Below are 14936 nucleotides of genomic sequence, written 5' to 3' on the forward strand. Positions count from 1 at the left end.
GCGCGCCTGCACCGCAGCCCCGTAGTTCCAGGGTTCGCATTCGCACGCCGGGCGGTCCCGCCTCGAACGATTCGAGATGGGTCCGGCTTGCAACAGGCGCCAGGGTCCGGCGTCACCCCGACTCCGGACGACAACCGACAATGAAAGCTGGACTAGACATGGCCGTAGTGACCATGAAGCAGCTGCTTGATAGCGGCGCACACTTCGGGCACCAGACCCGTCGCTGGAATCCCAAGATGAAGCGGTTCATCTTCACCGACCGCAACGGCATCTACATCATCGACTTGCAGCAGACGCTGACCTTCATCGATCAGGCGTATGAGTTCGTCAAGGAGACTGTCGCCCACGGTGGCAGCATCATGTTCGTCGGCACCAAGAAGCAGGCGCAGGAGTCGATCGCTGACGAGGCGACCCGCGTCGGCATGCCCTACGTGAACCAGCGCTGGCTGGGCGGCATGCTCACCAACTTCTCCACCGTGCACAAGCGTCTTCAGCGTATGAAGGAGCTTGAGGCCATGGAGCAGACCGGTGGCTTCGAGGGACGCACCAAGAAGGAAATCTTGATGCTGACCCGCGAGAAGAACAAGCTTGAGCGCAGCCTCGGCGGTATCCGCGACATGGTCAAGGTGCCGTCGGCGATCTGGATCGTCGACACCAACAAGGAGCACCTCGCCGTCGCGGAGGCTCGCAAGCTGAACATCCCGATCATCGCGATCCTGGACACCAACTGCGATCCCGACCTCGTCGACTACCCGATCCCGGGTAACGACGACGCCATTCGCTCCGCTGCACTGCTGACCAAGGTGGTGGCCTCCGCGGTCGCCGAGGGTCTGAAGGCACGGGCCGGCGCGGGTGCCAGCGACAAGTCCGACGCCGCGGTGGTTGAGCCGCTCACCGAGTGGGAGCAGGAGCTGCTCGAGGGCGCTACCGCGAGTGCCCCCGCCGAAGCGGAGGTGGCTGCTGCCCCCGAGGCCGCCGCACCCGAGGCCGCTGCTGCAGCGACCGAAACCCCGACCGAGCCGACCCCGGAGAGCTGAGAATGGCGAACTACACCGCTGCCGACGTCAAGAAGCTTCGCGACTTGACCGGCGCCGGCATGCTGGACTCGAAGAACGCACTGGTCGAGGCCGATGGTGACTTCGACAAGGCCGTCGAGTTGCTGCGCATCAAGGGCGCCAAGGACGTCGGCAAGCGCGCTGAGCGTGCCACTGCCGAAGGTCTGGTCGTCGCCAAGGACGGCGCGCTGGTCGAGCTCAACTCCGAGACCGACTTCGTCGCCAAGAACGCCGAGTTCCAGGCGCTCGCCGACCTCGTCGTCACCGCCGCAGCCGCGGCGAAGGCGACCGATGTCGAGTCGTTGAAGGCGGCCAAGGCAGGCGACTCGACGGTCGAGCAGGCCGTCGCGGCGCTGAGCGCCAAGATCGGCGAGAAGCTCGAACTGCGGCGTGCCGCGTACTTCGACGGCCAGGTTGAGACGTACCTGCACAAGCGTGCCGCCGACCTGCCGCCCGCGGTGGGTGTGCTCGTCGAGTACACCGGCGATTCCAAGGAGGCCGCACACGCGGTCGCTCTGCAGATCGCCGCGCTGAAGGCCAAGTACCTGACGCGTGACGACGTCCCCGCCGACCTGGTGGCCAACGAGCGCCGCATCGCCGAGGAGACTGCCCGCAACGAGGGCAAGCCCGAACAGGCGCTGCAGAAGATCATCGAGGGTCGTATCACCGGCTTCTACAAGGACGTCGTGCTGCTCGACCAGCCGTCGGTGTCTGACAACAAGAAGTCCGTCAAGGCACTGCTCGACGAGGCCGGCGTGACCGTGACGCGGTTCGTCCGCTTCGAGGTCGGCCAGGCCTAGGAGCCGAAACGAACTTGAGCGGCGCACCAACCGCTCAACACGGAAAACCCCGCGCCAACCCCGGTGATCCCGGCGGCGCGGGGTTTTCTAGTTTCACCGACGCGTGTCGACGCCGATCGGCGCGGCTGTCTCGGCCATCGCGGTATCGGAGACAGCCCCACGCAGTGCAGCGGCGGTGTTCTCGATCAGTTCCTCTGCGCGCCCTCGCGAGATGATGCCGTCGACGTAGCCGAGGTTCAACGACAGCTCGTCGCGTCCCACGGTGGCGTACAGCATGAGGTAACCGCTGATGGACATCCCGGAGACGACCTGAACGCCTGACAGCGACCAGTCGCCGAGGCGCGCGGGAAAACCGCTGGTGTCCACCACGCTGGTGCACAGGTTGCCCGGGCCGTGGCCGTCCAATCCGGCGACGACCCGGTCGGTGTGCTTTGGCGTAGCCGCCGCCATGGCGCCAAGCAGCGGGAGGTTGGCCAGATGGTGGCGTGCGTCTATCGCGGTGCGCAGCCGGCCATCGAACGGTGTGGCGGTCTGCCACAGTGACCGTCCCGGTGCGCACGCAACGGGCAGCGCCACCATGGCCTGGTAGCTGCCAGTCGCATCGGGGTCGGGCAATTTCGTCAGATGGGCTCGGAACGGCACCGAAACGCTGACCGCGAAACCTGCTGAGGGGGCGTCGGTGTCGACCGCCGCCGCCATCGCGAGCGCCGTCGCGATTGCGGCCTCGGGCAGGATGCGTCGAGTGCGGCACCCTTCGAGAAAGGCCGTGAACTCGTCGCCGCTGATGACGCGATTCGCCAGCCGGGTGCGCCTGTCGCGCGGTGGCACGGATGTCTCGGCGGGCAGCCGTTCCATCGAGACGCCGCCGCTCCCGGCGGTGGCGTCGGCAGCCATCCTGCCCAGGGCGCGGCACTTTCCGCGAAGTCCCCGAAACGGGTTGGGCATCAGGTCTTCTGGGCCGGCAGGTGCGGCGATCTCGGGTCGCCAGCCACCGGGGTCGCCGTCGGTGGCGAGTTCGAGTACCTGACGGCACAGCGCCACGATGGAAATCCCGTCGGCCAGCGCATATGTCGACGTGAGAATCAGATCGTGCACATCGGGTTCGACGGTTATCAGCGTGGCGCGCAGCAGTGGGCCGTCGGCATCGAGTGGCTCGCGCAGCTCGTGGTCCACCTCCGTGCGCCACGACCCCTCGCCGACGAGGCGCAGCGGAACGGCACGCGGCACCCCTGGGACGAACGAAAGGCCGCCCTTGCCAGGGCGAACCGCCGCGCGCAGCAGCGGGTGGCGGCGCACCAGCGCGTCCAGAGCTGCGCGTACCTCGGAGGGGTCGACGCGACCCTCGATACGGACCCTGGCACCGATGTTCAGCGGCGATACCCGGTCGGCCGTCCAGTGCCAGCGCTCCAGCGTCGACAACGGGCGCGGAAGGCCCGCACCCGGACCACCGTCGCCGAATCCGGGCCACGTCATCGGTTTCGACATGAAGTCGAGCACCCTGCTATCAGGTGCATGCCGGATGATTCGGCTGCGGGTGGTGACCGTAGCGCGGTTGCTGCTCTGCTCGATGCGCCCCAGGGACAGCGAACCGTCGACGAGATTCGTCGTCCGGGGGAGCCGGCGCCGTTCGTAAGCCTGCAGAGCCGACCGGGGATCGCGGTGGCTGGCCAGCGCGTGCCCGAGCACCACCGCGTCCTCGATCGCGGAGTTGGCCCCTTGCCCGAGGCTCGGCAGCATCGGATGTGCGGCATCACCGAGCAGCGTCACTCGGCGGGTTCCCCACCGGCTCAGGGGTGGGCGATCCAGGGCAGGCACCGCGAGGATAGCGGATTCGTCTGTGCGGGTGATGATCTCGTTGACGTCCGGGCACCAGTCGGCGAAGCGACGCTGCAGGTCATCCTTGCCATGCGGCCAGTTCGCCGCGAGCTCGGGCTCGGCCGGCATGGTGGCCCACCAGTAGATCGAGTCGTTCCCGCAGTCGTGCAGGCCGAACCGCGAACCGCGTCCCCAGTAGTGGATCGATTCGCCCTCGCGCAGAGAGGTCGGCATGAAGGGTGCGAGTGCCAGCCAGCAGACGAACCCGCCGGGACGCGGAGCCGCGGTGCCGTGCAATTGCGTGCGGATCACCGAGTTGATGCCATCGGCACCCACCAGAACATCGGCCTCCAGCGCGCGACCGTCGGCCAGGTGCAGTACGACGGCGTCATCGGTCTCGGTGAAACGCACAGCCTCGGCACCGGCCTCGACTCGCAGTCCGCTGCCCGCGTCCCGCAGGAGGATGTCGTGAAGATCCTTGCGCGCCAACACCACCGAAGGTGCGCCCAGCGCATCGTCGATCGGGGTCAGGTCGAGCCGCCGCAGCAGCTTTCCCTTGGTGTCTCGGAAGCTGAACGTCGTGACCTGCCCGCCTGCCCGCAGCATCTCATCGTCTAGCCCGAGGTTCAGGGTGCGCAGCGCGTGCATCGCGTTGCTCTGCACCGCCAACCCGAACCCGGCGGCCCGCAGGTGGGGGGAGCGTTCGCACAACGTCACCTTGAAGCCGGCCTGCCGTAGAGCCACCGCAGCGGTCAGCCCGCCGATGCCTGCGCCGACCACGATCGCCGAACGGTTGCCCGCCGCGTTACTCAATTCGTCACTCCGAGGTAGTTCGACTGCCGCTCCACGTGATCGGCGAGATGGGCTGCCAGCACCGCGACGTGCGGCTCGGTGACCATGGTGAGGTGATCACCGGGCACGTCGATGACGTCGAGGTGGCCGCCGACCAGGGTGTCCCAGCCGTAGGTGGGCTCGGCATAGCGGGATCCACCCACGTCATGGGCGGAGCGCAGTATCTCGGGCAGCGGCTCGCAGGCGCGCAGCAGTGTCACGTCCAACGCGATCGGCGTGGGTCGGTAGGCCGCCCCCGCCCGCCAGGCCGCGCGGAAGACATCGAGCAGTCGCCGAACCAGTTCTCGAGATCCTGTGCGCGGTAGTACACCGTGATCGGCCGCGCGGGAGATTATGACGTCGAGCGCGTCGTCGTCGGACTCGAGGTCGTCTGGGAGCGGGTTGACCGGGGTGTCGGCGCCGAGCGTGCCCCACAGCAGCTCCCACAGGAAATAGGAGTACAGCTTGGACGCCGGAAGTTCGGCTGACGCCTCCGGTCGCATGGTGATGGTGTCCAGCAACACCAGCGAGCCCTTCTCGGTGCCGGCTTCCTCCAGCTGGCGGGCCATCTCGAAGGCGATGAGACCGCCCAGCGACCAGCCCGCGAGATGGTAGGGGCCCTCGGGCTGGATGCGCCGGATCGCCTCCAGGTAGTCGTGGGCCATCTGTGGAATCGATTCGCTGGCGATGGTGCCGACCTCGATACCGGATGCCTGCAGGGCGTAGAGAGGCTGATCGTCAGGAAGTGCGCGCCCGAGTTCGTTGTAGCACAGCACATTTCCGCCGATGGGGTGTACCAGGAACAGTGGCGGACGGTCTCCGGTCGGCTTGACGGGAACCACGGGGTCGAAGGCCGAGACGCGGCGGTGCGCCACCCGCTGCGCCAGCTCCGCCACAGTCGATCCGGCGCTGAATGTCGACATCGGGATGCTGATTCCGTACCGCTGCTCGATTCCGACCACCAACCGAATGACCGAGAGCGAATCTCCGCCGAGGGCGAAGAAGTCGTCGAGCACGCCGACCTCGCTGACGCCGAGCGCGTCGGCCATCAGTGCGGCGATCACGGTTTCGTGTTCGTCGCGTGGTGCGACGTGATCGACATGTCGCGTCGCCATCGCCTTCGCCATCGTGGCGAGCGCACGATCGTCGCGCTTACCGCTCGGCGTGTGTGGCATAGTGTCGAGCCACTCGAACCGGGCGGGAATCAGGTAGCCGGGTAGGACGTCGCACATCGCGGTGCTGATCGCGGTCACCACGCCGTCGTCTGGGCGGCCCACCAGGTATGCGATGAGTTGGGTTCCGGCGCTTGATCCGTCGCTGCTGGGTCGGGCAACGACGGCGACCTCGGTTACACCGCTGTGCGGAGCCGCCGCGTGGCCCACTGCCAGCTCGACTTCCATCGGTTCGACGCGATGTCCGCGCACCTTGACCTGGGTGCCGAGCCGTCCGCCGATGACGAGGGCTCCGCCGGGCAGGCGGCGTCCGATGTCGCCGGTGCGATACATCCGGGTCCCGTGGAGCGCCGGAACTGTCTGGAACGCCTGGGCGGCGAGATCGGGGCTGCCCAGGTAGCCGTCGGCCAGGGCAGCGCCAGCGACCCAGATCTCGCCGGGGACACCGTCGGCGACGGGGTGGCCCTCGGAGTTGAGAACCACTACCGCGACATTGTCGATGGGTACGCCGATCGGTGGCAGCGCCGGGAACAGAGCCGCGTCGCCGGTCATGGTGTGGTGGCTGACAACGTGAGTCTCGGTGGGGCCGTATTGGTTCTCGACGATGAGGCCTTCGCGATCGGATCCGCCGATGCCGGTGCAGAGCGCCCGGATCTCGTCGGTGATCCGCAGTTGTTCCCCGGAGGAGACGATGATCCGCAACCCGGCGGGCACCACTGCGCGCGCCGCGGCGATCTCAGCGAGCGACTGCAGCGCCACGTAGGGCAGGAAGACCCGTTCGGTGCGGGTGTCGTCGAGCGTGTGCAGCAGTGTCGGAAGGTCGTGACGGTCATCCTCCGACAACAGGATCAACCGACCGCCGCCACACAGCGTCGAGTAGATCTCCTGGAATGAGACGTCGAACGACAAGGGGGCGAACTGCAACGTCGACGGTGCCCCGTCGGAGTCCCTGCTGCGCCCGCTGCTGGTGGACAGTTGCCAGGTGATCAGGTTCGCCAGCGCGCGGTGCGGCATCACGACGCCCTTGGGCAGGCCGGTGGACCCGGAGGTGAACAGCACGTAGGCGGGTCGCTCCGGATTCACGGCCGGCAGCGCCACGGGATGTGCACGGCCGGTGGCGAGGAGCGCGTTGATGTCAGCGTCGGCAATGACGGTGACACGCCCGGCCTGGGCGAGCATGGCAGCCCGTCGCGCGGCCGGATAGGCCGGATCGACCGGCACGCAGGCCGCTCCGACGCGTGCGATGCCGAGCACGGCGGCGATCTGTTCCGGGCCGCGGGCCGCGGTCAATGCCACCAGGTCGCCCGGGCGGGTGCCGTGTTCGACCAACCCGGCGGCGACAGCCGCTGACATCTCGGCGAGTTCGCCGTAAGTAACGGTGCGAGTGCCGAATTCGAGCGCGATGGCCTGCGGGTGGCGGTTGACACGGTCGAGGAAGAGGTCGACGACGGTGTCTGTGACACTGCGAGTGACAGCGCCGGCGACCTCATCTGCTACCGCGGGTGCGAGCTGCGTGAATTCGATCGGTGCGGCGGGATCGGCGCAGATGCTCGCCAGCGTGGCCAGATAGGTGGCACCGATGAGGTCGAGCTGTTCGCCCGTGTACATCGCCGGGTCACCGTCGAGCTGCAGCGTCATCGTTCCGTCGCGGGGATCCCGAAACACCGTGACCAACAGGGCGAAGTTGGTGTCCTCGTGGGCTTCGACGTTGACCAGTTCGATGTCCAGTGACTGCACCAGCGCGCCGGCCTGGTGGTAGTTGACGTAGTTGAATGCCACGTCGACGGCCAGGTCCGCATCGCGCTGGATATCGGCCAGCGGGTACGCGGTGTGGGCGGCACTCTCCCGTTCCTGCTCGAAGACGGCCTGGACGACTGCGCGCGACGTCGCGGCGGCCGTGTCGACGCGCACCGGTACGGCGTTGAGGAACAGGCCTGCGGTCAGTTCGGCGTTGGTGAGCTGGGGACGTGCATGCGTCACAACGCCGCAGGTGACGTCGGAGTGTCCTGCGAACAGGCCGACGACGAGCAGGTTCGCGGCGAGGTACACGGCCTTGACCGGCACGTGCTCGACGCCCGAGTACCGGACGGCGTCGGCGGCCAGTGGCGCTGGGATGACCATGGCGCGCCGCACCCGGGAGTCGGATTCGCCCACGCCGCGAGGGATGTGATGAACCATGCCGGGAATTCGGGTCGGCGTGGCATCGGCGAGCAGGTCCGACCAGTAGGCGCGGTCGTGTGTGTCGTCCAGCGAGAGACGTTCCGCACGAACGTATTCGGCAAACGACGGCAGTTCCGCGGCGATCGCGCCGGCGACCCCCTCGTCGCCCATGCAGTGGTACTCGTGGAGCAGTTCGGCCAGCAGGGTGGAGACGCTCCAGCCGTCGAGGATCGCGTGGTGGAATGAGAACACCACGTCGATGTGGTCGGGTAGCAGGAAGACACCGAAGTGGTGCAGTCCCGGCCGATCCAACCGGTACCCAAGGTGACGGCGCTGATTGATGTGCGCGTGCACAATGGATTCCGAGTCAATCTGAGAGTTGTTGCGCAGATCGACGATATCGACATCCGGGGTGACGAGCGGGTGCACGAGTTGCAGCGGCTCGGTGAAGCCTGCGAGCTCGAATGACGTGCGAAGGGCAGGATGCCGCGCGATCAGCCTCTCCAGTGCCATCCGCCACGCCCGCTCGTTCCACGTCATGCGCAGGGAGTAGCGGAAGACGTCGTGATAGAGCGGCGAGTGCTCCGTCTCATGGCTGTGGAACAGCATGCCCAACTGCAGCCGAGTCAAGGGGTAGGCGTCGGTGACGTGGCCCAGTCTGGGCCGATCGACTGACGTGACGAGTTCGAAGGGGCGGACCGGAGGTGCCACCTCAGTGCCGTCGTCGCCGAGAACACTGACGTAGTCGGATAGTTCGGCGATCGTCGGGTGGTTGGCGATATCGCGGGTATCCAGTGTCAGGCCACGGGCCTCGACCAGCGCCCGGACGCGCAGGGTCAGGATCGAGTCGCCACCGAGGTCGTAGAAGTTGTCATGGATCGACACCGACGCGACGTCGAGCGCCTCCTGCCAGACCGCGACGAGGGTGGCCTGCACATCGGTACGCGCCCCGGCATGGCGTGGCCCTGCCGCCGTCCTTCGGGTGGCCAGCAGTGCCGGTCGGTCCACCTTGCCGCTGGAAGTGACGGGAATGTGCTCGACTGCCAAGAGCTGTGCGGGAAGCATGAAGTCCGGGATTCGCCCAGCCAGTTGCGTGCGCAGGGCCGTTGCGTCCAGGTCCGGTGAACCCACATAGAACGCCACCAGATGCGTGCCACGGCTGGGTGTCTCGTCGGCGATCACCACGGCATCGAGCACTCCGGGAAGGTCGATGAGGACGTTCTCGATCTCCCCGGGCTCGACGCGGTTGCCCCGGATCTTGACCTGACGGTCGATCCGGCCGAGGTATTCGAGCTGACCGTCCGCAAGCCGCCGCGCCAGGTCGCCGGTGCGGTACATCCGCTCGCCGGCGTGAAATGGATCGGCGACGAACCGCTGTGCATCCAGGTCGGGCCGATTCAGATAGCCACGTGCCACACCCGCTCCGGCGATACACAGTTCGCCCGCGATACCGACCGGCTGTGGTTGATCGAACCCGCCGAGGACATACAGGCGGGTGTTGTCGATCGGCCGGCCGATGGGAACGCGCCGCGGCGGCACGTCCTGCCCGCGTGGGCAGTCGAACGATGACACGTCCACGGTGGCCTCCGTGGGTCCGTACAGGTTGATGAGACGGGGTGCCGCCTCGCCGTACTGTGCGAACGCGCGGTTCCAGCGCAGCACCTGTTGTGGGCGCAGAGCCTCGCCGCTGCAGAAGGCGAGCCGCAGGCTGGCGGCTTGGCGGACGGCGTCGGGTGACGTCTCGAGGATCTCGAGGAACGGGGTCAGCATCGACGGGACGAAGTGCAGCACCGTCACCTTGGCTGTGTCGATGGCGCGCACGATCTCGCGCGGATCCTTCTCGCCGCCCGGTCCTAGCAGCGCCACCGCGGCGCCCTGCATCGCCCACCAGAACAGCTCCCAGACCGACACGTCGAAGGAGATCGAGGTCTTCTGCAGGATGACGTCGCCGGGTCCGATCGGATAGCGACGTTGCATCCAGTCCAGGCGGTTGATGACCGAATGATGCTCGACGGCCACACCCTTGGGGTTGCCGGTGGAACCCGACGTGTAGATGGCGTAGGCGAGGTCGTGGCCTGACGGTGCGGGCGCGCCGGGCGGGGACTGGGTGGGGGAGGAGCACGGGGTGATCACCGGGATCCCGGCGAACTCCTGCACGTCGCCGCGGTCGGTGAGCACGGCTGCCGCGCCGCTGTCGCGCAGTATGAAACCGATGCGCTCGGCGGGATGGCGCGGGTCGATCGGCACGTACGCGGCCCCGGCGTGAAGGGCGCCGAGCACGGAGACCAACAATTCGGGGCCACGGTCGGCGATCACGCCGACACGGTCTCCGGTGGTGATGCCGCGTTGGTGCAGTGTGGAGGCGAGTTCGGTTGTCCGTGCGGCGAGTTCGGCGTAGGTCAGGGTCTCCGCGGAATCGGGGCCTATAGCTGCGATGGCGTCGGGCGTCGCGGCGGCCTGCGCCATGATCCGGCTGATGACGCTCGAGGTGTCGTCGTATGCCACCTCGGTGCTCCGGTTGCGGTCGATGAGCAGATCGTGCTCCTCGGCCGACAGCATCGACAGCGTCCTGGGATCGGTGTCGAGCGCGTCGAGACCGGCGTAGAGCAGCGCCTTGAGTTGGCGCTCCACCGATTCGATCGGATAGCCCTCATCGAAGACATCGGTGGCGTAGTCGAAGATCAGCTCCATCGGGCCGTCAGTGTCGAGTTCGTGGATGTGCACCGCAAGGGTGAGCACATCGGACCCCTGAGGCAGGCCCTCGACGCTCTCCACGATGTCGGACAGCCCTCTGGTCTCGGGCAGTCGGAGGTAGTTGACCGTGACGTCGAACAGCGGTCCCGACGTGTGGCCGTCGCGGCGTAGCTCACTCATGAGGTCGCCGAGGGCAAAGCGCTGCCGGGCCTTGGTGTTCTTGACGCGGCGTTGGACGTCAGCGACCACATCAGCAAGGCCGGACTGCGATCGGAGGTCGATGCGCAGGGGCAGGGTGTTCGCGAAATGTCCTCCCACAGTGCCCATCTCCGCAGGGGTGTTCCGGTTGTTCAGCGGAATGCCGACGGTGATGTCGTCACTGCGCAGCACATGGCTCAGGTAGGTGCCGACCATGGTGCACAGGTAGGGGAAGAAGGGCAGGCCCAGAGTGCGTACGCGGTTGGCGAATTCCCGTGGCAGCTGGCAGACGTACCGGTTGACCGGTGCGAGCTCCACCCCCGGCCGTTCGAACACGGCAGCCGCGGCGTCGCGGGCCTGGTCCACTAGGAAGTCCCGATCATCGATCCACTGCTGCGATTCCCGGTAAGCGTGGGCGCCGTCCACGGCGTCGCGGAACGATGTCTTGGGTAGGGGGGCCGGTTGGCCGGTGGCCTTGATGCTGGCGTAATCGGCGAGGATGAAGGCGGCGAGGGTGTACATCCCGGTCGCGTCGCTCGCGACGTGATGGGAGCGCAGCAGTACCGAGTACGCGGTTTCGCTTTCGCGCAAGACGATGAGCTGTAGCGGCACCTGGCCGTCACGCAGGTTGATGGGGGTGTTCATCTCGGCCTGGATCACGGCCTGCGCCGCGGCTGCCGGATCGGTGTGCATCGACAGGTCACGTTGGTCGATGGGCGGCATCTGGCGCGCCCATTCCTGGTACGGCACACCGTCCTCGACACCGAATCGCACGCGCATCGCATCGTGGCGCTCCCAGGCGCGTTCGTAGCACCCGATGAGCGCCTCGATATCGATGTCACCGACGATTCGCGTCTGCAGGCCCGACACATAGCAGGCCACGTCGGGGAAGAGTTCCGTGATCATCCAGAGGTCGCGTTGATAGGCGCTCAGCGCTCGACGTCCCAGGGACTCGTCGCGAGTGGGGTCGATGTTCACGATGTGCGTTTCGCTCCTTGATCCGATCCTGGATGGCACGGCTCGGATCGATCACGAGCAGAGGCCGCTCGCAGCTTAGGGTGCCCTCACCAAGAATTGGGGGCTACCTTTTTGGCTGCCTGTTTAGCTACTCGGCCAGCTGCTAACGTCGGTGCGATGGCACTTGTGTCCGCGTTCGACGACGACGCGCTGGGTGAATTGGATGCCGTCGGGGTGGTCGACGCGATCAAGTCGGGGGAGATCTCCCGCGCCGAGGCGGTCGAGGCGGCGATCGCCCGGACCCAGAAGGTCAACCCGCAGCTCAATGGTCTGGCGTACGAGGCCTTTGACAGGGCTCGCGCGCGGGCCGCGGCGCAACACTCCTACGGCGGCTACTTCGACGGGGTACCGACGTTCGTCAAGGACAACGTCCAGGCCGCGGGCATGCCGATGCTGGAGGGCACCGACGCGTGGGAACCGCGGCACGCGGCGACCGACGGCGAGTTCGTGCGCGCCTATCTCGGCACGGGGCTGACTCCGCTGGGTAAGACGCAGTTGTCGGAGTTCGGCTTCAGCGCATCAGCCGAGCATCCCCGCCTCGGCGCCGTACGCAACCCGTGGGACACCGAGCGCACCGCCGGGGCGTCATCCTCGGGGTCGGGGGCGTTCGTGGCATCCGGAGTAGTGCCCATCGCGCACGCCAATGACGGCGGCGGGTCCATCCGCATCCCGGCGTCGTGTAACGGTCTGGTGGGACTCAAGCCATCGCGCGGACGGCTGCCGCTGGACAAGGACATGCGCCAGATGCCGATCCGCATCGTCGCCAACGGCGTGGTCACCCGGTCCGTGCGGGATACCGCCGCGTTCTACCGCGAAATCGAGAAGACCTGGCGCAACCCCAGACTCGCGCCGATTGGTGACATCACCGGGCCGGGCCGCTCGCGTCTGCGGGTCGGTGTCTTCACCAAATCGGTGATCCGGGAGGCCAGCCCGGAGGTACGCGAGCGAACGCTGGAGGCAGCCGCGCTTCTTGAACAGATGGGCCATCGCGTCGAGTACCTCGACAGGCCTCCGGTGCCCGCCTCGTTCATCGATGACTTCCTGCTCTACTGGGCGCTGCTGTCATTCGCCCTGGTGCGTGGCGGCAAGCAGCGATTCGGCCCCTCGTTCGACCGCAGCAAGTTGGACAACCTCACGCTGGGCCTGGAACGGCATGCAGGCCGCAACCTGTACCGGCTGCCCGTGGCGGTCACCCGCCTGGCGTCGTTGCGACGGCGCATGCTCAAGGATGTCTCGGCCTACGACGTGCTTCTCACGCCGACGCTCGCCGAGGAGCCGCCGAAAATCGGACATCTGGACCCGATGGCCGACTATGGCCAGATCATCTCGCGGCTGGTGGACTGGGTGGCGTTCACGCCGTTGCAGAACGTCACGGGCGATCCGGCCATCTCACTTCCGCTGGCAGTCTCGGACAACGGCCTGCCGATCGGCGTGATGCTCAGCGCACGGCTGGGCCAGGACGCCACGTTGTTGGAGCTGGCATTCGAACTCGAGGCCGCCAACGCGTTCCGTCGACCGCCGTTGGTCGCGCTCTAGTCGAACAGGGGTACGCGGGTTGTGGCTGCACATCCCGCGTCGTAACCGGTTGGGTCATCGAGGAAGTCGACCGTGATCTGCTGTGCGCACGTTGAGGCGCTCAGCACGTCGTGTCCCGAACCGGCGATGCGGACGACGCGCCCGTTCGGTAGACCCTCGGCGACCACATCGGCCTGGCTGGGTGGCGTGACGGCGTCCAGCGTGCCTGCCAGCAACAGCGCGGGCACCTCGCTGCGCACCGGTGCGTGCACGGCATCGTCGGCCCTCCCAACGTTCCACTCGCGGCACTCGTCGACGATTCGCGGTGCCTGCGGCGCCAGCGACAACACCTCGGCGGGCAACTGCGGAAGCGCTCGCTGTCCCGCGGCGAGAATCGTCGGGGTATCGAGGAACGCCACGCTCTCGCGACAGAACACGCCGTACGTCAGGCCGTAGCCGACAATGTTGCGAGGACTGATCGCTGCCGCCAACAGACCTGCCGCCGGGGCGGGGTCGCCGGTGGCGATGGCATGAATTGCCTTGGGCAGGGCTGAAATGAGGCGGGTGTTCAGCGTCGAGGAGACGACCACGTTGGCCAGTGCGTAGCCGTCGATGACCACTCGCCGGTGCGGCGCTCCGGCGGTGCCCGGCACGTCGACGACGACAGGTTCCCTGGCCAACCGGTTCACCGTGGCCGTGAACTCATCGTCCAGACCGGGGTAGGAGCGTGCGCATGCGGGTTGCGCCTCACACGCGTCGAACAGTGCCGCTAGTCCCTCCGCCGCGCTGGGCCAGAACTGCTCGATCAGATTCGTCTGCGGTGGCACAAGGGAGTCCACGACAATGCTGCGGATGCCCTCGGGGTGATCGCGCAGCAGCTGCAGTGCGAGATCACTGCCATAGGACACGCCATAGACGTTCCACTCCTTGACTCCCAGCGCGGTGCGGAGATCGGCGATGTCCGCGGCGTTCTCGGTGGTGTCGAATGAGGCCAGGTCGATGCCCTCGCCGGCCAGCCGGTCGCGGCATGCCCGCACCGCGGCCAGGTCCTTCTCGGCCGTACTCGACGCCTGGATCGACATACCCAGTGAGCTGTCGACGAAGTCGTCGACCTCGGGGCAGGTGAGGGCGGGTTGTGAGTGCAGCGTGCCGCGCTGATCGACGATGATGAGGTCGCGGTCCCGGTTGAGGCCTGTCGCGACCAAACCGTTGCCAAGCGGTAGGGCAGGGCCACCCGGTCCGCCGGTGAGGTAGACCAGCGGGTCGGGGCGCGGATCGGCCGACTGGGCCTTGGCGCGGGCGACGGCGATTTTGATGGTGCGACCGTCGGGCCGGCTGCGGTTCTCCGGCACCACCAGGAAACCGCAGGAGAACTCCGGGCCGAGATCGGCCGCCGGGACGCCGACCATGTTGGGGTTCGGGCACGGTGCGGACTCGAACGTCGCCCCCGAATGCGCGGGCGTGGAAACGGGTGCGGAAGCGGGCGGTTGGGCACAGCCACCGATCAGCAGAGCGGGCAGCAGGGTGAGGGCCGCGAGTGTGGCGCCGGATCTTTGCACCAGGAAGATAGTAGCCGTGATTCGTTGTATCCGTTGTCACTTCGGTCCGTGCGCTGCTGTGCTGGTCGGGCGGTTGACGCAATGGCCGCAGAGGCGATCCTCGGTGCGGTGAGGTGTGTT

General features: G+C 67.2%; 6 protein-coding genes. 3 read left to right on the forward strand and 3 right to left on the reverse strand.

What is annotated here, in order from left to right:
• Positions 1-158: 158 nt before the first annotated feature.
• Both rpsB and tsf read left to right on the forward strand, forming a co-directional pair.
• Positions 159-1037 (forward strand): 30S ribosomal protein S2, encoded by an 879-nt coding sequence (gene rpsB / locus ACZY0X_RS22135; RefSeq protein WP_463773463.1) that lies wholly within the window; start codon positions 159-161, stop codon positions 1035-1037.
• Positions 1038-1039: 2 nt separating this feature from the next.
• Positions 1040-1855, forward strand: a complete 816-nt coding sequence (gene tsf / locus ACZY0X_RS22140; protein ID WP_463773464.1) for a translation elongation factor Ts — start codon at positions 1040-1042, stop codon at positions 1853-1855.
• Between the two features lie 93 nt (positions 1856-1948).
• On the opposite strand, the gene ACZY0X_RS22145 is transcribed toward tsf, so the two are convergent.
• Positions 1949-4483 (reverse strand): FAD-dependent monooxygenase, encoded by a 2535-nt coding sequence (locus tag ACZY0X_RS22145; protein ID WP_463773465.1) that lies wholly within the window; start codon positions 4481-4483, stop codon positions 1949-1951.
• Positions 4480-11703 carry an amino acid adenylation domain-containing protein gene (locus tag ACZY0X_RS22150; RefSeq protein WP_463773467.1) on the reverse strand — a complete coding sequence of 2408 codons (7224 nt, stop codon included), beginning with the start codon at positions 11701-11703 and terminating at the stop codon, positions 4480-4482. The genes ACZY0X_RS22145 and ACZY0X_RS22150 overlap by 4 nt, the downstream gene beginning before the upstream one ends.
• A gap of 156 nt (positions 11704-11859) precedes the next feature.
• Here ACZY0X_RS22150 and ACZY0X_RS22155 point away from each other — a divergent pair, with 156 nt between their 5' ends.
• The gene (locus tag ACZY0X_RS22155) at positions 11860-13278 is read left to right on the forward strand and encodes an amidase (protein ID WP_463773468.1); all 1419 of its coding nucleotides are present in this window, start codon (positions 11860-11862) and stop codon (positions 13276-13278) included.
• Here the strand turns inward: ACZY0X_RS22155 and ACZY0X_RS22160 are convergent.
• Entirely contained in the window at positions 13275-14816 is a 1542-nt protein-coding gene (locus tag ACZY0X_RS22160; RefSeq protein WP_463773469.1) for an alpha/beta fold hydrolase, read from the reverse strand. The two genes, ACZY0X_RS22155 and ACZY0X_RS22160, sit on opposite strands and share 4 nt — an antisense overlap.
• Between the last annotated feature and the right edge of the window lie 120 nt (positions 14817-14936).

Source organism: Mycobacterium sp. IDUB_39 (assembly GCF_055419205.1).